This is a genomic window from Escherichia sp. WS1118 (genome assembly GCF_046487695.1).
Lineage (GTDB): Bacteria > Pseudomonadota > Gammaproteobacteria > Enterobacterales > Enterobacteriaceae > Escherichia > Escherichia coli.
In genome coordinates, this window is the sequence record NZ_JBJQIZ010000002.1 from 1 (window position 1) to 21578 (window position 21578).

Sequence of the window (21578 nt, forward strand, 5' to 3'; positions counted from 1 at the left end):
CGCGGTGGTCCCACCTGACCCCATGCCGAACTCAGAAGTGAAACGCCGTAGCGCCGATGGTAGTGTGGGGTCTCCCCATGCGAGAGTAGGGAACTGCCAGGCATCAAATTAGAAAAACCCCGGTCAATAAGGCCGGGGTTTTTTGCATATCAATTATTTGCATGATGAAGGGAATCTCATGTCAGTTCTGTATATCCAAATTCGTCGTAATCAAATTACTGTTCGCGATCTTGAAAGCAAACGTGAAGTGTCAGGAGATGCTGCCTTCAGTAACCAGCGCCTGTTAATCGCCAATTTCTTTGTTGCAGAAAAAGTTCTGCAAGATCTTGTTCTGCAACTCCACCCACGTTCAACCTGGCATTCTTTTTTGCCAGCAAAACGTATGGATATTGTTGTGAGCGCGCTGGAAATGAATGAGGGCGGTTTGTCACAGGTTGAGGAACGCATTCTTCATGAAGTGGTCGCAGGGGCAACGTTAATGAAATATCGCCAGTTCCACATCCATGCGCAATCAGTGGTGCTCAGTGATAGTGCGGTCATGGCAATGTTTAAGCAGAAATAATCATGTCACCATTGGTGGGTACGAAACCTAAAGTTCAGCCCACCGGGATGAGAAAAAACCGCCTACGCCCCCACATATGCCAGATTCAGCAATGGATACGGTTTCCCCAAATCGTCCACCTCAGAGCGTCCCGTAACCTTAAAACCCATCTTCTTATAGAACCCAACAGCCTGCTTATTTTGCTCATTAACATTGGTTGTCAGTTCCGGTGCCATCGAGAGCGCATGTTCCACCAGCATCCGACCCACGCCGCAGCCGCGCACATCAGGATCGATAAACAGCGCATCCATATGCTGCCCACTTAACAACATAAACCCAACCGGCCGATCCCGCTCATTAACCGCGACCCACAACGGCGCTTCCGGCAGGAAGGAACGCACCAGCTCTTCCAGCTCGGCCCGATACTCTGCTGATAAAAAATCGTGAGTGGCATCGACAGAACGACACCAAATCGCAACGAGTTCCTCCCCTTCCTCATGCCGTGAGCGGCGAATACTAATAACCATTTTCTCTCCTTTTCGTCATTCTTATATTCTAACGTAGCCTTTTCCTTGAAACTTTCTCACCTTCAACATGCAGGCTCGACATTGGTAAATTTTCTGGTTATCTTCAGCTATCTGGATGTCTAAACGTATAAGCGTATGTAGTGAGGTAATCAGGTTATGCCGATTCGTGTGCCGGACGAGCTACCCGCCGTCAATTTCTTGCGTGAAGAAAACGTCTTTGTGATGACAACTTCTCGCGCGTCTGGTCAGGAAATTCGTCCGCTAAAGGTGCTTATCCTTAACCTGATGCCGAAGAAGATCGAAACTGAAAATCAGTTTCTGCGCCTGCTTTCAAACTCACCTTTGCAGGTCGATATTCAGCTGTTGCGCATCGATTCCCGTGAATCGCGCAACACGCCCGCAGAGCATCTGAATAACTTCTACTGTAACTTTGAAGATATTCAGGAACAAAACTTTGACGGTCTGATAGTTACCGGCGCGCCGCTGGGCCTGGTGGAGTTTAATGATGTCGCTTACTGGCCGCAGATCAAACAGGTGCTGGAGTGGTCGAAAGATCACGTCACCTCGACGCTGTTTGTCTGCTGGGCTGTACAGGCCGCGCTCAATATCCTCTATGGTATTCCTAAGCAAACCCGCACCGACAAACTCTCTGGCGTTTACGAGCATCATATTCTCCATCCTCATGCGCTTCTGACGCGTGGCTTTGATGATTCATTCCTGGCACCGCATTCGCGCTATGCTGACTTTCCGGCAGCGTTGATTCGTGATTATACCGATCTGGAAATTCTGGCAGAGACGGAAGAAGGGGATGCATATCTGTTTGCCAGCAAAGATAAGCGCATTGCCTTTGTGACGGGCCATCCCGAATATGATGCGCAAACGCTGGCGCAGGAATATTTCCGCGATGTGGAAGCCGGGCTAGACCCGGATGTACCGTATAACTATTTCCCGCACAATGATCCGCAAAATACACCGCGAGCGAGCTGGCGTAGTCACGGTAATTTGCTGTTTACCAACTGGCTCAACTATTACGTCTACCAGATCACGCCATATGATCTACGGCACATGAATCCAACGCTGGATTAATCTTCTGTGATAGTCGATCGTTAAGCGATTCAGCACCTTACCTCAGGCACCTTCGGGTGCCTTTTTTATTTCCGAAACACACCTCAGTAAGTGAATAAATTTTATTTATATTGTTATCAATAAGTTAACATGTATTTTTAATTAAAATGGAAATTGTTTTTGATTTTGCATTTTAAATGAGTAGTCTTAGTTGTGCTGAACGAAAAGCGCACAACGATCCTTCGTTCACAGTGGGGAAGTTTTCGGATCCATGACGAGGAGCTGCACGATGACTGAACAGGCAACAACAATCGATGAACTGGCTTTTACAAGGCCGTATGGCGAGCAGGAGAAGCAAATTCTTACTGCCGAAGCGGTAGAATTTCTGACTGAGCTGGTGACGCATTTTACGCCACAACGCAATAAACTTCTGGCAGCGCGCATTCAGCAGCAGCAGGATATCGATAACGGAACGTTGCCTGATTTCATTTCGGAAACAGCTTCCATTCGTGATGCTGACTGGAAAATTCGCGGGATTCCTGCGGACTTAGAAGATCGTCGCGTAGAGATTACCGGACCTGTAGAGCGCAAGATGGTGATCAACGCGCTCAACGCCAATGTGAAAGTCTTTATGGCCGATTTCGAAGATTCACTGGCACCAGACTGGAACAAAGTGATCGATGGGCAAATTAACCTGCGCGATGCGGTTAACGGCACCATCAGCTATAGCAATGAAGCAGGCAAAATTTATCAGCTCAAGCCCAATCCAGCGGTTTTGATTTGTCGGGTACGCGGTCTGCACTTGCCGGAAAAACATGTCACCTGGCGTGGTGAGACAATCCCCGGTAGCCTGTTTGATTTTGCGCTCTATTTCTTCCACAACTATCAGGCACTGTTGGCAAAGGGCAGCGGTCCCTATTTCTATCTGCCGAAAACCCAGTCCTGGCAGGAAGCGGCCTGGTGGAGCGAAGTCTTCAGCTATGCAGAAGATCGCTTTAATCTGCCGCGCGGCACCATCAAGGCGACGTTGCTGATTGAAACGCTGCCCGCCGTGTTCCAGATGGATGAAATCCTTCACGCGCTGCGTGACCATATTGTTGGTCTGAACTGCGGTCGTTGGGATTACATCTTCAGTTATATCAAAACATTGAAAAACTATCCCGATCGCGTCCTGCCAGACAGACAGGCAGTGACGATGGATAAACCCTTCCTGAATGCTTACTCACGCCTGTTGATTAAAACCTGCCATAAACGCGGTGCTTTTGCGATGGGCGGCATGGCGGCGTTTATTCCGAGCAAAGATGAAGAGCGCAATAACCAGGTGCTCGACAAAGTAAAAGCGGATAAATCGCTGGAAGCCAATAACGGTCACGATGGCACATGGATCGCTCACCCGGGCCTTGCTGATACGGCAATGGCGGTATTCAACGATATTCTCGGCTCCCGCAAAAACCAGCTTGAGGTGATGCGCGAACAAGACGCGCCGATTACTGCCGATCAGCTGCTGGCACCTTGTGATGGTGAACGCACCGAAGAAGGTATGCGCGCCAACATTCGCGTGGCTGTGCAGTACATCGAAGCGTGGATCTCTGGCAATGGCTGTGTGCCGATTTATGGCCTGATGGAAGATGCGGCGACGGCTGAAATTTCCCGTACCTCAATCTGGCAGTGGATCCATCATCAAAAAACGTTGAGCAATGGCAAACCGGTGACTAAAGCCTTGTTCCGCCAGATGCTGGGCGAAGAGATGAAAGTCATTGCCAGCGAACTGGGCGAAGAACGTTTCTCCCATGGGCGTTTTGACGATGCCGCACGCTTGATGGAACAGATCACCACTTCCGATGAGTTAATTGATTTCCTGACCCTGCCAGGCTACCGCCTGTTAGCGTAAACCACTACATAACTATGGAGCATCTGCACATGAAAACCCGTACACAACAAATTGAAGAATTACAGAAAGAGTGGACTCAACCGCGTTGGGAAGGCATTACTCGCCCGTACAGCGCGGAAGATGTGGTGAAATTACGCGGTTCGGTCAATCCGGAATGCACCCTGGCGCAACTGGGCGCGGCGAAAATGTGGCGTCTGCTGCACGGCGAGTCGAAAAAAGGCTACATCAACAGCCTCGGTGCACTGACTGGCGGTCAGGCGCTGCAACAGGCGAAAGCGGGTATTGAAGCAGTCTATCTGTCGGGATGGCAGGTAGCGGCGGACGCTAACCTGGCGGCCAGCATGTATCCGGATCAGTCGCTCTATCCGGCAAACTCGGTGCCAGCGGTGGTGGAGCGGATCAACAATACTTTCCGCCGTGCGGATCAGATCCAATGGTCCGCGGGCATTGAGCCGGGCGATCCGCGCTATGTCGATTACTTCCTGCCGATCGTCGCCGATGCGGAGGCCGGTTTTGGCGGTGTACTGAATGCCTTTGAACTGATGAAAGCGATGATTGAAGCCGGTGCAGCGGCAGTTCACTTCGAAGATCAGCTGGCATCAGTGAAGAAATGTGGTCACATGGGCGGCAAAGTTTTGGTGCCAACTCAGGAAGCTATTCAGAAACTGGTCGCGGCGCGTCTGGCAGCAGATGTGACGGGCGTTCCAACCCTGCTGGTTGCTCGTACCGATGCCGATGCGGCGGATCTGATTACCTCCGATTGCGACCCATATGACAGCGAATTTATTACTGGCGAGCGTACCAGTGAAGGCTTCTTCCGTACTCATGCGGGTATTGAGCAAGCGATCAGCCGTGGCCTGGCGTATGCGCCATATGCTGACCTGGTATGGTGTGAAACCTCCACGCCGGATCTGGAACTGGCGCGTCGCTTTGCACAAGCCATCCACGCGAAATATCCGGGCAAACTGCTGGCTTATAACTGCTCGCCTTCGTTCAACTGGCAGAAAAACCTCGACGACAAAACTATTGCCAGCTTCCAGCAGCAGCTGTCGGATATGGGCTACAAGTTCCAGTTCATCACCCTGGCAGGTATCCACAGCATGTGGTTCAACATGTTTGACCTGGCAAACGCCTATGCCCAGGGTGAGGGTATGAAGCACTATGTTGAGAAAGTGCAGCAGCCGGAATTTGCCGCCGCGAAAGATGGCTATACCTTCGTATCTCACCAGCAGGAAGTGGGTACAGGTTACTTCGATAAAGTGACGACCATTATTCAGGGCGGCACGTCGTCGGTTACCGCGCTGACCGGCTCCACCGAAGAATCGCAGTTCTAAGCAACCGATAAACGTTGCTGACTGTAGGCCGGATAAGGCGTTCACGCCGCATCCGGCAATCAGCGCCTGATGCGACGCTTGCGCGTCTTATCATGCCTACAGCCGTTGCCGAACGTAGGCCGGATAAGGCGTCTACGCCGCATCCGGCAATCAGCGCCTGATGTGACGCTTACGCGTCTTATCCGGCAATTCTCTGCTCCCGACGAGGGCAACAAATGCCGCGTGGCCTGGAATTACTGATTGCACAAACCATTTTGCAAGGTTTCGACGCTCAGTATGGTCGATTCCTCGAAGTGACTTCCGGGGCGCAGCAGCGTTTCGAGCAAGCCGACTGGCATGCTGTCCAGCAGGCGATGAAAAACCGTATTCATCTTTACGATCATCACGTGGGTCTGGTCGTGGAGCAACTGCGCTGCATTACTAACGGCCAAAGCACGGACGCGGCATTTTTACTGCGCGTCAAAGAGCATTACACGCGGCTGTTGCCGGATTACCCGCGCTTCGAGATTGCGGAGAGCTTTTTTAACTCCGTGTACTGTCGGTTATTTGACCACCGCTCGCTTACTCCCGAGCGGCTTTTTATCTTTAGCTCCCAGCCAGAGCGCCGTTTTCGTACCATTCCGCGCCCGCTGGCGAAAGACTTTCACCCCGATCACGGCTGGGAATCTCTGCTGATGCGTGTTATCAGCGACCTGCCGTTGCGTCTGCGCTGGCAGAATAAAAGCCGTGACATTCATTACATCGTTCGCCATCTGACGGAAACGCTGGGGACAGACAACCTCGCGGAAAGTCATTTACAGGTGGCGAACGAACTGTTTTACCGCAATAAAGCCGCCTGGCTGGTAGGCAAACTGATCACGCCTTCCGGCACATTGCCATTTTTGCTGCCGATCCACCAGACGGACGACGGCGAGTTATTTATTGATACCTGCCTGACGACCACCGCCGAAGCGAGTATTGTTTTTGGCTTTGCGCGTTCTTATTTTATGGTTTATGCACCGCTGCCCGCAGCACTGGTCGAGTGGCTACGGGAAATTCTGCCAGGTAAAACCACCGCTGAATTGTATATGGCTATCGGCTGCCAGAAGCACGCCAAAACCGAAAGCTACCGCGAATATCTCGTTTATCTACAGGGCTGTAATGAGCAGTTCATTGAAGCGCCGGGTATTCGTGGCATGGTGATGCTGGTGTTTACGCTGCCGGGCTTTGATCGGGTATTCAAAGTCATCAAAGACAAGTTCGCGCCGCAGAAAGAGATGTCTGCCGCTCACGTTCGTGCCTGCTATCAACTGGTGAAAGAGCACGATCGCGTGGGCCGAATGGCGGACACCCAGGAGTTTGAAAACTTTGTGCTGGAGAAGCGGCATATTTCCCCGGCATTAATGGCATTACTGCTCCAGGAAGCAGCGGAAAAAATCACCGATCTCGGCGAACAGATTGTGATTCGCCATCTTTATATTGAGCGGCGGATGGTGCCGCTCAATATCTGGCTGGAACAAGTGGAAGGTCAGCAGCTGCGCGACGCTATTGAAGAGTACGGCAACGCCATTCGCCAGCTTGCCGCTGCCAACATCTTCCCTGGGGATATGTTATTTAAAAACTTTGGCGTCACCCGTCACGGGCGCGTGGTGTTTTATGATTACGACGAAATTTGCTACATGACGGAAGTGAATTTCCGCGACATCCCGCTGCCGCGCTACCCGGAAGACGAACTTGCCAGCGAACCGTGGTACAGCGTCTCGCCGGGCGATGTTTTCCCGGAAGAGTTCCGTCACTGGTTATGTGCCGACCCGCGTATTGGTCCGCTATTTGAAGAGATGCACGCCGACTTGTTCCGCGCTGATTACTGGCGCGCACTACAAAACCGCATACGTGAAGGGCATGTGGAAGATGTTTATGCGTATCGGCGCAGGCAGCGGTTTAGCGTCCGATTCGTATAAATCAGAGGCGAAAAAGTCAGCGTATTCCACCGTACGCCAGCGTCACTTCCTTCGCCGCTTTAATCACCATCGCGCCAAACTCGGTCACGCGGTCATCGGTAATACGTGAAATCGGTCCGGAAATTGAAATTGCGGCAAACGGTTCGCGGTGCTCATCGAAAATACACGCTGCAAGGCAACGCAGCCCCAGCGCATGTTCCTCATCGTCAAATGAATAACCCCGTTTGCGCGTTTGGGCGAGATCTTCTTTTAAATGCACAGGAGACACCAGCGTCGCGTGGGTATAGGCATGTAACCCTTTGCGGTGCAGCAGCTTCGTCACCTGTTCTTCGCTCAGTTGGGCCAGAAAGGCTTTACCCGCACCGGAAGCGTGCATCGGCAATTTACCGCCGATAGGCGCGGACATACGCATCAGGTGAGTACACTGTACCTGGTCGATAATAATCGCTTCGTGATTGCTTTGATCAAGAACCGCCATATTGACCGTTTCGCCAGACTCTTCCATTAGATTGCGCAGGATAGGGTGAACAATCGCTAACAAATTACGGCTCTGGAGAAAGCTGCTGCCGACCATAAAGGCGTGTGCGCCGATCGCCCAGTGACCCAGTTCGCCGACCTGACGGACAAAGCCCTGCTGTTGCATCGTGGTTAGCAGGCGGTGGGTCGTGGAATTGGGTAACCCGGCTTGCTGTGCCAGTTCCGTGAGTGCCACACTGCCATTGGATTCGGCAATCCACTCCAGTAATTTCAGGCCACGCGTTAAAGACTGAACCTGTCCAGTCGCTGGTGCGGTGGCAACGGCGGGTTTTCTGCCGCGTTTTGCGGGAATGGGTGCGACCATGACAGTCTCCTTTTTCTGTATCGTGGAAATCATTTTCATTTTTATTATCAGCGAATGCAATAGTTGCTGAACAGATCCGATGAGTTAATGTTGAACAAATCTCATGTTGCGTGGTGGTCGCTTTTACCACAGATGCGTTTATGCCAGTATGGTTTGTTGAATTTTTATTAAATCTGGGTTAAGCGTGTCGGGAGCAAGTGTGAGCAGCAAAGTGGAACAACTGCGTGCGCAGTTAAATGAACGTATTCTGGTGCTGGACGGCGGTATGGGCACCATGATCCAGAGCTATCGACTGAACGAAGCCGATTTTCGAGGTGAACGCTTTGCCGACTGGCCATGCGATCTCAAAGGCAACAACGACCTGCTGGTGCTCAGCAAACCGGAAGTGATCGCCGCTATCCACAACGCCTACTTTGAAGCGGGCGCGGATATCATCGAAACCAACACCTTCAACTCCACGACTATTGCGATGGCGGATTACCAAATGGAATCCCTGTCGGCGGAAATCAACTTTGCGGCGGCGAAACTGGCGCGCGCCTGTGCTGACGAGTGGACTGCCCGCACGCCGGAGAAACCGCGATACGTTGCCGGTGTTCTCGGCCCGACCAACCGCACGGCGTCTATTTCTCCGGACGTCAACGATCCGGCATTCCGCAACATCACTTTTGACCAGCTGGTGGCGGCTTATCGAGAATCCACCAAAGCGCTGGTGGAAGGTGGCGCGGATCTGATCCTGATTGAAACCGTTTTCGACACCCTTAACGCCAAAGCGGCGGTCTTTGCGGTGAAAACGGAGTTTGAAGCGCTGGGCGTTGAACTGCCGATTATGATCTCTGGCACCATCACCGACGCCTCCGGGCGCACGCTCTCCGGGCAGACCACTGAAGCGTTTTACAACTCCCTGCGCCACGCCGAAGCGCTGACCTTTGGCCTGAACTGTGCGCTGGGGCCAGACGAACTGCGCCAGTACGTACAGGAACTGTCGCGTATTGCGGAATGCTACGTCACCGCCCACCCGAACGCCGGGCTGCCCAACGCCTTTGGTGAATACGATCTCGACGCCGACACGATGGCAAAACAGATACGTGAATGGGCAGAAGCAGGCTTTCTCAATATCGTCGGCGGCTGCTGCGGCACCACGCCACAACATATTGCAGCGATGAGTCGTGCAGTAGAAGGATTAGCGCCGCGCAAACTACCGGAAATTCCCGTAGCCTGCCGCTTGTCCGGCCTGGAGCCGCTGAACATTGGCGAAGATAGCCTGTTTGTGAACGTGGGTGAACGCACCAACGTCACCGGTTCCGCTAAGTTCAAGCGCCTGATCAAAGAAGAGAAATACAGCGAGGCGCTGGATGTGGCGCGTCAGCAGGTGGAAAACGGTGCGCAGATTATCGATATCAACATGGATGAAGGGATGCTCGATGCCGAAGTGGCGATGGTGCGTTTTCTCAATCTGATTGCTGGTGAACCGGATATCGCTCGCGTGCCGATAATGATCGACTCCTCAAAATGGGACGTTATTGAAAAAGGTCTGAAGTGTATCCAGGGCAAAGGCATTGTTAACTCTATCTCGATGAAAGAGGGTGTCGACGCCTTTATCCATCACGCGAAACTGTTGCGTCGCTACGGTGCGGCAGTAGTGGTAATGGCTTTTGACGAACAGGGCCAGGCCGATACCCGCGCACGGAAAATCGAGATTTGCCGTCGGGCGTACAAAATCCTCACCGAAGAGGTTGGCTTCCCGGCTGAAGATATCATCTTCGACCCGAACATCTTCGCGGTCGCAACTGGCATTGAAGAGCACAACAATTACGCACAGGACTTTATCGGCGCGTGTGAAGACATCAAACGTGAATTGCCGCACGCGCTGATTTCCGGCGGCGTTTCTAACGTGTCGTTCTCGTTTCGTGGTAACGATCCTGTGCGCGAAGCCATTCACGCGGTGTTCCTCTACTACGCTATTCGCAATGGCATGGATATGGGGATCGTCAACGCCGGGCAACTGGCGATTTACGACGACCTGCCTACCGAGCTACGCGACGCGGTGGAGGATGTGATCCTCAACCGTCGCGACGATGGCACCGAGCGTTTACTCGAACTTGCCGAGAAATATCGCGGCAGCAAAACCGACGACACCGCTAACACCCAGCAGGCAGAGTGGCGCTCGTGGGAAGTGAATAAACGTCTGGAATACTCGCTGGTCAAAGGCATTACCGAGTTTATCGAGCAGGATACCGAAGAAGCCCGCCAGCAGGCTACGCGTCCGATTGAAGTGATTGAAGGCCCGTTGATGGACGGCATGAACGTGGTCGGCGACCTGTTTGGCGAGGGCAAAATGTTCCTGCCGCAGGTGGTGAAATCGGCGCGCGTAATGAAGCAGGCGGTGGCGTATCTCGAGCCGTTTATTGAAGCCAGCAAAGAGCAGGGTAAAACCAACGGCAAGATGGTGATCGCCACAGTGAAGGGCGATGTCCACGACATCGGTAAAAATATCGTTGGCGTGGTGCTGCAATGTAACAACTACGAAATTGTCGATCTCGGCGTGATGGTGCCTGCGGAAAAAATTCTCCGTACCGCTAAAGAAGTGAATGCTGATTTGATTGGCCTTTCGGGGCTGATCACGCCGTCGCTGGACGAGATGGTTAACGTGGCGAAAGAGATGGAGCGTCAGGGCTTCACCATTCCGCTATTGATTGGCGGCGCGACCACCTCAAAAGCGCACACGGCGGTGAAAATTGAGCAGAACTACAGCGGCCCGACGGTGTATGTGCAGAACGCTTCACGCACCGTTGGTGTGGTGGCGGCGTTGCTTTCCGACACTCAGCGTGATGATTTCGTTGCTCGTACCCGCAAGGAGTACGAAACCGTGCGTATTCAGCACGGACGAAAGAAACCACGCACACCACCGGTCACGCTGGAAGCGGCGCGTGATAACGACTTCGCTTTTGACTGGCAGGCTTACACGCCGCCGGTGGTGCACCGTCTCGGTGTGCAGGAAGTCGAAGCCAGCATCGAAACGCTGCGTAATTACATCGACTGGACGCCGTTCTTTATGACCTGGTCGCTGGCCGGGAAGTATCCGCGCATTCTGGAAGATGAAGTGGTAGGTGTTGAGGCGCAGCGGCTGTTTAAAGACGCCAACGACATGCTGGATAAATTAAGCGCCGAAAAAATGCTGAACCCGCGTGGCGTGGTGGGCCTGTTCCCGGCAAACCGTGTGGGTGATGACATTGAAATCTACCGTGACGAAACGCGTACCCATGTGATCAACGTCAGCCACCATCTGCGCCAACAGACCGAAAAAACCGGCTTCGCTAACTACTGTCTCGCTGACTTCGTTGCGCCGAAGGTTTCCGGCAAAGCGGATTACATCGGCGCATTTGCCGTGACTGGCGGGCTGGAAGAGGACGCACTGGCTGATGCCTTTGAAGCACAGCATGATGATTACAACAAAATCATGGTGAAAGCGCTTGCCGACCGTCTGGCGGAAGCCTTTGCGGAGTATCTCCATGAGCGTGTGCGTAAAGTCTACTGGGGCTATGCGCCGAACGAGAACCTCAGCAACGAAGAGCTGATCCGCGAAAACTACCAGGGCATCCGTCCGGCACCGGGCTACCCTGCCTGCCCGGAACATACGGAAAAAGCCACAATCTGGGAGCTGCTGGAAGTGGAAAAACATACCGGTATGAAACTCACGGAATCCTTCGCCATGTGGCCGGGTGCATCGGTTTCGGGTTGGTACTTCAGTCATCCAGACAGCAAGTATTACGCGGTGGCGCAAATTCAGCGCGATCAGGTTGAAGACTATGCCCGCCGTAAAGGAATGAGCGTTACCGAAGTTGAGCGTTGGTTGGCACCGAATCTGGGGTATGATGCCGAGTAAGTGATAACACCGGGGTATTTGCCCCGGTTTTTAATGTCATAAATAATGGATTATTGAACATGATAAAAATTGATGAAATAGATTTTTTTGCTTTCGAAGGATGTTCAGAGTCCGAAGTTACTGAACTATTAGGAAAAAAACCAACAGGTTATAATGATTGGATAATTAATATAAAAACAGGTGTGGAGTGGGTATTTTATGATGGTCGTTATTGGTTAGATTTTCGTAAATCCAAAGAGGGTATAAGGTGTATCTCATGCAGTATTCTGTATCACGATAAAAGTAAAGGGCGTATCGATGTCTTGTTTAGTGAAGGTATAGCTGACAGAGGTTTAAAAAATACGGGTGGAGTGTTAATCCAAAAACGCCCGCAATTATAATAATTCCTGGTAATATTTGTTTTCGTAAAAAGGATTTACTTTATGCAACGTCAATATAAAAAATACATTCTTCTTTTTTGGGGTGTTATGGATGTTATCGCGATAGCCACATATCTGTTCTACTCGCTTGGTAATGGTCGTATCCCTTTTTATTCCGATATCGTTCATTCACTTTCTTTACTTAAGGATATCGGTGTTGAAGGCGGTTTTTACGCTTATGCAGTCGCCACTGTTACGCTACAAATAGTATTATTGTTCTCTTTATTCTTTTCTGCGCAATGTTTTTTAAGACAAAAATTATTTAGTTTCTCTTTTTTGGCGATTCAGGAGTTTATGCGTTTTGCTACCGTAAGCTGTTCAATCTCCGTAATACCGTTGTTACTTAATTATTTTTATTCACAGGATCTGGTCTTAAATATTTCGTTGTTTATCTTCTCAGAGGTCACAAAAGTGACAACGATTATCTGGTGTAAACGACAGGGGAAAGTGTGACAGAAATAGCAACAGATACAGGTGGATTTTTATATAAATGCCTTTTTAAATGCTTTCTTGTATAAATCTCTTATACTGAAAGTACATACAAGAGAAATGCCTGGATAAAAACAACGTGATTAGAAAAATCTTAACAGGAAAATGCATAACAAAAAGGAGAACCTGATTCCGTGCTAACTTTGCTTCACCTGCTTTCTGCCGTCGCCCTGCTGGTCTGGGGGACTCATATTGTTCGAACAGGCGTAATGCGCGTCTTCGGCGCGCGTCTGCGTACTGTCCTTAGCCGGAGCGTCGAAAAAAAGCCGCTCGCCTTTTGCGCGGGGATCGGCGTTACCGCACTGGTGCAGAGCAGTAATGCCACCACCATGCTGGTGACCTCGTTCGTCGCTCAGGATCTGGTTGCTCTCGCGCCTGCGCTGGTGATTGTGCTGGGTGCAGATGTCGGGACGGCGCTAATGGCGCGTATTCTCACCTTCGATTTATCCTGGCTGTCACCGTTACTTATTTTTATCGGCGTGATTTTTTTCCTCGGACGCAAACAGTCACGCGCCGGGCAACTGGGCCGCGTCGGTATTGGTCTTGGGCTGATTTTACTGGCGCTGGAGTTGATTGTGCAGGCCGTAACGCCGATCACTCAGGCAAACGGCGTTCAGGTGATCTTTGCCTCGCTGACTGGCGACATTTTGCTGGATGCGCTGATTGGTGCGATGTTCGCCATTATCAGCTACTCCAGCCTTGCTGCTGTACTGCTGACCGCGACTTTGACCGCCGCAGGCATTATCTCTTTCCCAGTGGCGCTTTGTCTGGTGATTGGGGCAAACCTCGGTTCCGGCCTGCTGGCGATGCTCAACAACAGTGCCGCCAATGCCGCAGCCCGCCGTGTCGCGCTGGGTAGCCTGCTGTTTAAGCTGGTGGGTAGCCTGATTATCCTGCCGTTTGTTCATTTGCTGGCAGAGACAATGGGGAAGTTGCCATTGCCAAAAGCGGAATTGGTGATCTATTTCCACGTCTTCTACAACCTTGTACGCTGCCTGGTCATGTTGCCATTCGTTGACCCGATGGCACGGTTTTGCAAAACGATTATTCGCGATGAACCGGAACTGGATACCCAGCTACGGCCTAAACATCTGGATGTCAGCGCGCTGGATACGCCCACGCTTGCTCTGGCGAACGCTGCCCGCGAAACCCTGCGCATTGGCGACGCCATGGAACAGATGATGGAAGGGCTGAATAAAGTGATGCACGGCGAGCCACGGCAGGAGAAAGAGCTGCGTAAGCTGGCTGATGACATCAACGTTCTCTATACCGCCATTAAGCTGTATCTGGCGCGGATGCCAAAAGAGGAACTGGCAGAAGAAGAGTCGCGCCGCTGGGCGGAGATCATCGAAATGTCGCTCAACCTTGAACAGGCCTCCGATATCGTCGAGCGCATGGGGAGTGAAATTGCCGACAAATCGCTGGCTGCAAGGCGAGCATTTTCGCTTGATGGCTTGAAGGAACTGGATGCGCTCTATGAGCAATTGCTCAGTAATTTAAAACTGGCAATGTCGGTTTTCTTCTCTGGCGATGTTACCAGCGCCCGTCGTTTGCGCCGCAGCAAACATCGTTTTCGCATTCTTAATCGCCGCTATTCCCACGCCCACGTCGATCGCCTGCACCAGCAAAACGTGCAGAGTATTGAAACCAGTTCGCTACATTTAGGCTTACTGGGAGATATGCAGCGTCTGAACTCGCTGTTTTGTTCGGTGGCTTACAGTGTGCTGGAACAGCCGGATGAAGATGAAGGACGGGACGAGTATTAATACCGTGACCCTGAAGGCCTGATAAGACGCGTAAAGCGTCGCATCAGGCACTATGAACAAGATGCCGGATCATGCATCCGGCAATTCACTTAAAAACGGTGACCCGCTTCCAGCGGAACCGCTTCTTCACCAGCCTTAAACACATAAGTGGTGTTCGGGCCACCCAGCGTAGCGTGACCTTTACTTACTGTGATCCAGTTACCTTCCGGCAGACCAATAATCGTCAGTTCTGGCGCGACGACCAGCAGTTCGCGAATACGCTGCTCACGGGTTTCACCTTTATGGCCTTCCGGCAGCGCGTTGGTGAAGTGCGGGTTGATTTGTAGCGGGAACAGATTTAGCGCATCGAAACCTTGCGGATCGACAATCGGCATATCGTTGGTGGTACGAATGGTTGGGCAAGCAAGGTTAGCGCCTGCGCTCCAGCCAATATACAGCGCGCCACGTTTCACCACGTCAGTAATGGGTGCCAGCAGCCCGCGCTCGCGGCACTGTTTCAGCAACTGGAAAGTATTACCGCCGCCGACAATCACAATTTCCGCATTTTCAATCGCGGCAACGGGATCGACAACGCTATGAATACCGGTGACAGAAACACCCAGCGGAGCGAGAACCGCAGCCGTTTTCGCTGTGTAATCATCCCAGGTCTGCGTTACGCCAGCGAAAGGAATAAATACCGCAGAACGGCGACCCTGCAACTGTTCAGCAATCAGCGGCAGCGCGTGTTCCAGCCAGGCTTTACCCGGCAGCGTCGAGTTACTCAATAAAAGCAGTTCCATTACTTCTCCGGTTAGTAAGAAAACACGGAAGGAATGCTACCACTGCGAATTTAACCACTTACTGACATGGCTCACGATGTCACATATTGCACAGGCGCTGAGACTGATGACAAACACAGGATTGCCTGATGCGCTACGCTTACCTGGCCTACCAGATAACTGCAATATATTGAATTTTCAAGATTATGTAGGCGAATAAGGCTTCATTCCGTATCCGGCATAAACAATGTGCACTTTGCCACCAATTTGAGCGCCCCTTAAGGCGCTGATGTTTTTTTATTCTTCTCGTGCACATTGTGCCGCTTCTGCAATCAGCCGCACATCAGGCCGCGAAGTTGCTGCGGCGACCAGCCAGCGACATGCAGAGTTAAGTAGCGCGATTAATCATGGGAAATTGCCTCTGCATGGGCGAGCAGGTATTGCTCCGCCTCACCGGACCAGATCCCCTGATGATGCGCCAGAATCACCGCCAGTGCTTGATCCTGAATCTGCGTGAGTGACGTCAGCGGCAGGTATTTCCCGGTATACACCAGCTTTTTGCCGCCGCCGACGGCAGGCAATTCAAGCGTGGTTTCGCCCGCGGCATTCAGCCCAAGAATATGTGTTACCACTTTTGCGGCCTGCACTTTTTTCTCTTCAATCAATTTGACCGCTGCGCGCATGTCGTCGGTATTGCCGCCTGACGTGCCCACGTAGTGGGTAAATGCATAATGCACATCGTAGAAATTAATTGGCGCGCTGAAGTGCTTATCCTGCGGTCCGGCGAAGAAATTCAGACAACCATCTGTTGCCAGCAAGGAAGAGGCGAGAGTCACCAGTCCTTCATTAGGCACAAAGACGAAAATATCATCGAAGCCGTGACCGCCACTCAGTGCCATTAACGTATCAAATGCTGCATCGGCGGCATTGAGATAATGAATCAGTGTTTGCGGTTCTGATGGATAGTGCTTGCGTGCATAACTCAATTTGTCGTTGTCGGTATCGGTAATGACGAGCAGCGACGGGTTAACCGGTCCATGCAACGCATAATCAATCGCCAGCAGCCCCATCGGGCCGGTGCCGCCGAGGATCAGCGTGCGCCCTTGCGGGCGAATCCCCATCGTGTGGTTATAACTACCTTCCTGAAGATGATAGTTGGCGTTGAACGCGCCAATCACGCAGGAAAGCGGTTCAACCAGCGAGCCTTCAAAATAGGTTTCGCCGTCGTATGCCAGCAGGCAATCTTGTTCCATGACCTCGTTGGGAATAACCACATGCGTCGCTTCGCCGCCTACCCACGGGAAGGAGTAGCCGGGGCAATCCGGGCGGTCGGGGAGTTGCAGGTTGGCCTGAATCACATAACGCTGACCCGGCTGGAATTTGTGCTGCCACTTTTTACCCACGGCCAGAATATCGCCGCAAAATTCGTGGCCGATGATGATGGGATTGGTCGCCACATCGTCGGGTACTTTTTTATGGTTTTCACCCAGATTGGCCTCTTTCCAGGAAGAGAGGCACAGGCTGTCAGTGACCACCGTTGCGAGGATTTCATCCTCCTGCATTTCAGGAAGGTCAAAGGTTTCCAGACGCAGGTCACGTTTGCCATAAAGACGCAGAGCTGTTGTTTTCATAAACCACCTCATGTTGAGCGATGACCCCGGCAGTCGTGCCGGGGCGAAGAATCAGGACAGGAAGCCCAGCGCATTACCGATAATCCCTAAACCAAACAGGGCGAAAATCAGCCATACCGGGTTAATTTTTTTGTTGAGCAGACGAACCATCAGCAGCGTCAGACCGAGCGCCAGCAAACCAGGGCAAAGTTGGTCGAGGATGTTCTGCACGGTTATGGTGACGGTGGCACCATCGGCGGCAGGCGTTTGTGAAACCACCAACGGTACGTTGATTGACGTCCATTTGGTCACCAGCACGCCCATCACAAACAGCCCGAGAATCGACGCGCCTTCGGTGAGTTTTTGCAGCAAATTACCGCCCATATCGCTGACGATATTCACCCCTTTGCGAAAGCCGAGCTGTAGGCCATACCACTTCATCGCCAGACGCACCGCGTTGAAAATAAAGAAGAACAGCAGGGGGCCGAGAATGTTGCCCGAAAGTGCCAGAGATGCGCCGAGCGCGGCGGTAATCGGGCGCAGCGTTCCCCAGACCAGTGGATCGCCAACTCCTGCCAATGGTCCCATCAGACCGACTTTGATGCCGTTAATGGTACCGTCATCAATTTCCGCGCCGTTGGCCCGCGCCTCTTCCATGGCAGCAGTGACGCCGATGACCGGGCCACATACGGCTGGCGTGGTATTGAAGAACACCAGGTGTCGCCTGAGCGCCGCAACCTGATCCTCTTTTAATGGGTAAAGTCGTTTGATGGCGGGGATCATGTCGTAGCAAAAACCCAGCCCGTGAATACGTTCAAAGTTAAAGGATGCCTGTTGCAGGTTGGAGCGCAGAAACATGCTCACCAGATCGCTGCGTGTAATTTTTCTCTGTTCCATGATGGCTCCGTTAATCATCAAGTTGGTCAAGGGCGGTGATAGTGGTGGTCTGGGGATGTGGTTCAGCTTTACGCCACTGTGGATTTAACTGGATGTAGAGCAGGGCCATGATCACGCCGACGCCACCGAACGCCAGCAGACTGAGATCGAGGTAGCCACCTGCGAGGAAACCGAGGAAAAAGAAAGGCATCAAATATTTCACGCCCATCATGCGAAGCACCATGGCGTAACCGACCACCACGATAAAACCGCCAGCAATCTGCAGTCCACGGGTCACAAATTCGGGAATGGCGCTCAGCATATTGCTCACCATATCAGCGCTGACGAACAGCGAGACAATCAGTGCCGGAATAGCAACGCGCAGTGCCTGCACGCCAAGCGCGGAGACATGCAGAATATCGAGAGTGCGAAACCGTGCTTCTTCCGCTGCTTTATCCGCCGCGTGCTGGAACACTACGGTGATGGTACGGGCAAACACCGTCAGCACCTGGCCTGCCGCAGCCACAGGCAACGCGATGGCGATTCCGGTGGCGATGCTTTGCTGACCAACGATAACCAGAATGGCGGAGATTATGCTGGCGAGTGCAGAATCCGGAGATTGCGCCGCGCCGACGTTCATCCAGCCGAGAGCTATCAATTCCAGCGTACCACCGAGCATAATTCCGGTTTTTAAATCACCGAGAATTAAACCAATCACCGTACAGGCAATTAACGGACGATGAGTCTGAAATTCATCCAGCACGCTGCCCATTCCGGCAATACAGGAAAAAAGAAATATAGCAATGATTTGTAGGGTACTTATTTCCATGATTTGTCACCTTTTAAGTGTCGTCATCCCTGCCTGTTAAAGCATATGTACACAGGCGCTATTATTTAATTTGCGATTAACTGTTCGTTTATTTTGTCGATAATATTGATTGAGGGATCTGACGCTACGACGCGTAAATCCAGTATGACGCCAAGATTATTTAACTCATGAAATGCGTTAATATCATCGTCATCTAATGAAACTGCTTTGGTTAACTGTTTCTTACCAGGACGCCAGGCCATACCGCCAATATTCAGGGTACCTATTTTTACCCCCTGGCGAACCATTGCTAAGGCATCCTGTGGGCGAGTGAAAAGATAAAAAACGGTTTCGTCCTGATATTGCGGGTTGTGATAAACCGCGACGGCTTTTTCAATATTGACCACGTTAACCTTCATTCCCGGTGGCGCAGCCTGACGCAATAATGTCCGGCGAACTTCATCGTTATAAACTTCGTCATTGCAGATAATAATGCGTTGGGCGTTAGCCACTTTAGACCAGACGGTAGTGACCTGGCCGTGGATCAGGCGGTCATCAATGCGGGCGAGCGTAATGTTCATCAGAAATCCTCCTCTGCTGTTGCTACCTGTCTCCAGACGACGCAGGTTTGCTTTGCGATTTGCGTCAGGTGTTCACACAGTTCATCAACATTCATGCTGTCCTGGTTATCAACCAGTTCGAGCGCCAGCGGCAGAGAAAGGCCGCTGATTACCCGCAGACGAGGATTGCGCATCGCAAGCATCGCTGCCGCATTCCACGGGCTGCCGCACTGTAAATCCACGGCGATTAGCCACTCGTCATGATTGTGAATGCTCACTAACTTCTCCAGCTTTGCCACAATGTCTCCGGCGTTCTCGCCGGGCACAAATTCAACTGCCTCGACCCTGGCATCGCCGTACACCATCTGAACCGATTCCAGCATGGCGCAGGCTAATTTGCCGTGGGCGCAAAAAATGGCATTGACCATAAAGCCTCCTTAGCCGCGCGTTTTGCCGCCTGCAATGTTAGTGGTTACTCCGGTGATATAGCTGGCGCGTTCAGACAGCAGATAACAAACAAAATCAGCCACTTCTGCTAATCTTCCGGCGCGCCCAATAGGAATGGCGTTTTTGGTATAGCCTTCACGCAGCTGCTCGACGGTGATATTGCGCGTCCACGCCAGCGCTTCTTCATATTCCGGCGTGCGCAGTCCTGTTTTTTCCAGAATCCCCGGCGCGATACCGACCACACGGATACCGTGCTTACCCAGCTCTTTCGACCAGGAGCGCGTGAAGCTATTGAGCGCGGCTTTGGTCGCGGCGTAACAGCTTTGGCCTTCTGAGCCTTCCAGCCCACTTTCTGAGGAAACATTCACAATCACGCCATCATGTTGTTTGACCATCTGTCGCGCCACCGCCTGCGACATCAGAAAAACGCCTTTCTGGTTGATATTGACCATTTTTTCGAATGCAGCTTCGTTGAGTTCATACTGCCCGGCAGGCGCTTTCTCATCGACAAGCAGACGCGGGAAATTGACCCCGGCGTTGTTAACCAGACCGTCGATGCGACCAAAACGCTGGATAATTTCTGCTACCGTATGATTTACCTCTTTGGCGCTGGAAATATCGGTCGGCCAGAACTGATAACCTTTATGGCTTTCATATTGACCATCGCCACCGTGAATATCGACCATCTGTACATTCGCGCCTTGTGCTAATAATTCCTCTACAATCGCCAGACCAATACCGGATGCGCCACCGGTGACAATAATGATTTTATCCTGCAAATTTAACCACGTTTGCATAACAGACTCCTGATTTTAGATAATAGGGACCCGCCGTAATTTTTATTACGGTAAACATCGGGAAGATTTTTATTTCAGTAATAGTTCAGCTGTGCTGCTATTCGTTACCAGACAATTAATATATTTTCCACGCAGTGCACCAACAATTCCGCTGTATTTTTCTTCGCTCATGGCAATGCCAATGGAATACCGTGCCTGCTTTAATTTATTCATTTCGATAGAGAGTGTTTTTTCGCTCATATTCGTTTCAACCATTGCGCCGTGAATATCAAAAAAGCGCGAGCAAATATCGCCAGCAACCTGGCGGGCATTCAGGTCGTCACTCTCTTCACCACCATAAAACGCATGCCAGTTAGCGCCGTCGCGAATGGCCGGTGAGCCAATTCCCACCAGGGCGACATCCAGATTATCCCAGTAGGCAGAGATGGTTTTAAAGTGCTGAGACTGCATGATCCCATTACGAATTAATGGGTTATCCAGCAGAGCCGGAAAATCCGCGAGATGCGATTCCCCTTTCAGCTTCGCTGCCGCGCTGTAGGTTAATGTGTTTACGTGATAGCGGCTTTCGAGTTTACCGGACGGGCCGCCAATAATCGGCACGCAAATTAACTGCCGCGATTGCCCCGCCTGCGGCAAGTTTTCAACCAGTGCGCTCACCGCGCGGCCCCAGGAAAAACCGACAATATCGCCAGGTTCCAGCAAGCGATCCAGCAGTTGCGCGCCGTGTAACCCCATCATCGCCAGTTGAATATCTTCATCCTCATCATTTCCTGACACCACCACAACGTCTTTCAGACCAAACTTTTGCTTCACTTGCTGCTCCAGCCAGAGATTTTCGTTGTAGTCATAGTTGATGGCGATGGTGACAATTCCCTGATCGCGGCCTCGTTTAAGCAAGCGGCTGATGGTGGTGCGGTAAATACCCAGTTCGCGCGCAATTTGCGCCTGCGTCATATCCTGTTCGTAATAGAGTTGGGCAATCTTCACAATCAAACGGATATCGTCACTGTTTTCCATTGCCGCCTC

Annotated in this window: 19 protein-coding genes and 1 rRNA gene; 10 read left to right on the forward strand and 10 right to left on the reverse strand. The window is 51.8% G+C overall.

The genetic code is table 11. From position 1 onward, the window contains the following. Together rrf and ACJHYO_RS03475 are read left to right on the forward strand one after the other, a co-directional pair. Positions 1–102: ribosomal RNA gene (gene rrf / locus ACJHYO_RS03470) — 5S ribosomal RNA — on the forward strand; the annotation flags it as partial. A 76-nt stretch (positions 103–178) separates the two neighbouring features. Then, a complete protein-coding gene (locus ACJHYO_RS03475; RefSeq protein ID WP_001350411.1) occupies positions 179–562 on the forward strand; it encodes a YjaA family stress response protein in 384 nt (127 codons plus the stop codon). Positions 563–624: 62 nt separating this feature from the next. On the opposite strand, the gene ACJHYO_RS03480 is transcribed toward ACJHYO_RS03475, so the two are convergent. After that, positions 625–1068 carry an acetyltransferase gene (locus tag ACJHYO_RS03480; RefSeq protein ID WP_000236984.1) on the reverse strand — a complete coding sequence of 148 codons (444 nt, stop codon included), beginning with the start codon at positions 1066–1068 and terminating at the stop codon, positions 625–627. Positions 1069–1224: 156 nt separating this feature from the next. Between ACJHYO_RS03480 and metA the strand changes: the two genes are divergently transcribed. The 4 genes from metA (at position 1225) to aceK (ending at position 7298) form a co-directional block, all read left to right on the forward strand. Next, positions 1225–2154 (forward strand): homoserine O-succinyltransferase, encoded by a 930-nt coding sequence (gene metA / locus ACJHYO_RS03485; protein WP_001122785.1) that lies wholly within the window; start codon positions 1225–1227, stop codon positions 2152–2154. Between the two features lie 268 nt (positions 2155–2422). Beyond that, positions 2423–4024 (forward strand): malate synthase A, encoded by a 1602-nt coding sequence (gene aceB, locus ACJHYO_RS03490; protein ID WP_000138852.1) that lies wholly within the window; start codon positions 2423–2425, stop codon positions 4022–4024. Positions 4025–4053: 29 nt separating this feature from the next. Continuing rightward, a complete protein-coding gene (gene aceA / locus ACJHYO_RS03495; RefSeq protein WP_000857856.1) occupies positions 4054–5358 on the forward strand; it encodes an isocitrate lyase in 1305 nt (434 codons plus the stop codon). 215 nt (positions 5359–5573) lie between these two features. Next, a complete protein-coding gene (gene aceK, locus ACJHYO_RS03500; protein ID WP_042107028.1) occupies positions 5574–7298 on the forward strand; it encodes a bifunctional isocitrate dehydrogenase kinase/phosphatase in 1725 nt (574 codons plus the stop codon). A gap of 16 nt (positions 7299–7314) precedes the next feature. Here the strand turns inward: aceK and iclR are convergent, their stop codons facing one another. Further along, entirely contained in the window at positions 7315–8139 is an 825-nt protein-coding gene (gene iclR / locus ACJHYO_RS03505) for a glyoxylate bypass operon transcriptional repressor IclR (protein WP_000226409.1), read from the reverse strand. Positions 8140–8338: 199 nt separating this feature from the next. Here iclR and metH point away from each other — a divergent pair, with 199 nt between their 5' ends. The 4 genes from metH to ACJHYO_RS03525 all read left to right on the forward strand — a co-directional run bounded on the left by metH (position 8339) and on the right by ACJHYO_RS03525 (position 14696). Further along, positions 8339–12022, forward strand: coding sequence for a methionine synthase (gene metH, locus ACJHYO_RS03510; protein ID WP_085455633.1), 3684 nt, complete (start codon positions 8339–8341; stop codon positions 12020–12022). A 59-nt stretch (positions 12023–12081) separates the two neighbouring features. Continuing rightward, positions 12082–12402 (forward strand): hypothetical protein, encoded by a 321-nt coding sequence (locus ACJHYO_RS03515; RefSeq protein WP_000590023.1) that lies wholly within the window; start codon positions 12082–12084, stop codon positions 12400–12402. Between the two features lie 42 nt (positions 12403–12444). Then, complete coding sequence (locus ACJHYO_RS03520; RefSeq protein ID WP_001189565.1) at positions 12445–12894, forward strand: hypothetical protein; 450 nt, start codon at positions 12445–12447, stop codon at positions 12892–12894. A 170-nt stretch (positions 12895–13064) separates the two neighbouring features. Further along, positions 13065–14696, forward strand: a complete 1632-nt coding sequence (locus ACJHYO_RS03525) for a Na/Pi cotransporter family protein (RefSeq protein ID WP_000956822.1) — start codon at positions 13065–13067, stop codon at positions 14694–14696. A gap of 89 nt (positions 14697–14785) precedes the next feature. Here the strand turns inward: ACJHYO_RS03525 and pepE are convergent, their stop codons facing one another. From pepE to ACJHYO_RS03565, 8 genes are all read right to left on the reverse strand, one after another. Further along, positions 14786–15475: a dipeptidase PepE gene (gene pepE / locus ACJHYO_RS03530; RefSeq protein ID WP_000421763.1), complete on the reverse strand. Its 690-nt coding sequence runs from the start codon at positions 15473–15475 to the stop codon at positions 14786–14788. A gap of 380 nt (positions 15476–15855) precedes the next feature. Next, a complete protein-coding gene (gene sorE, locus ACJHYO_RS03535; protein WP_052912666.1) occupies positions 15856–17085 on the reverse strand; it encodes an L-sorbose 1-phosphate reductase in 1230 nt (409 codons plus the stop codon). Positions 17086–17136: 51 nt separating this feature from the next. Further along, a complete protein-coding gene (locus ACJHYO_RS03540; protein WP_000437896.1) occupies positions 17137–17961 on the reverse strand; it encodes a PTS system mannose/fructose/sorbose family transporter subunit IID in 825 nt (274 codons plus the stop codon). A 10-nt stretch (positions 17962–17971) separates the two neighbouring features. Then, entirely contained in the window at positions 17972–18769 is a 798-nt protein-coding gene (locus ACJHYO_RS03545) for a PTS mannose/fructose/sorbose transporter subunit IIC (protein ID WP_000406332.1), read from the reverse strand. A gap of 65 nt (positions 18770–18834) precedes the next feature. Further along, positions 18835–19329 carry a PTS system mannose/fructose/N-acetylgalactosamine-transporter subunit IIB gene (locus tag ACJHYO_RS03550; RefSeq protein WP_001027853.1) on the reverse strand — a complete coding sequence of 165 codons (495 nt, stop codon included), beginning with the start codon at positions 19327–19329 and terminating at the stop codon, positions 18835–18837. Then, positions 19329–19736: a mannose/fructose/sorbose PTS transporter subunit IIA gene (locus ACJHYO_RS03555; protein WP_000245624.1), complete on the reverse strand. Its 408-nt coding sequence runs from the start codon at positions 19734–19736 to the stop codon at positions 19329–19331. The genes ACJHYO_RS03550 and ACJHYO_RS03555 overlap by 1 nt, the downstream gene beginning before the upstream one ends. 9 nt (positions 19737–19745) lie before the next feature. Then, entirely contained in the window at positions 19746–20552 is an 807-nt protein-coding gene (locus ACJHYO_RS03560; RefSeq protein WP_001195436.1) for an SDR family oxidoreductase, read from the reverse strand. Positions 20553–20621: 69 nt separating this feature from the next. Further along, entirely contained in the window at positions 20622–21569 is a 948-nt protein-coding gene (locus tag ACJHYO_RS03565; RefSeq protein ID WP_000431663.1) for a sugar-binding transcriptional regulator, read from the reverse strand. Positions 21570–21578: the final 9 nt, after the last annotated feature.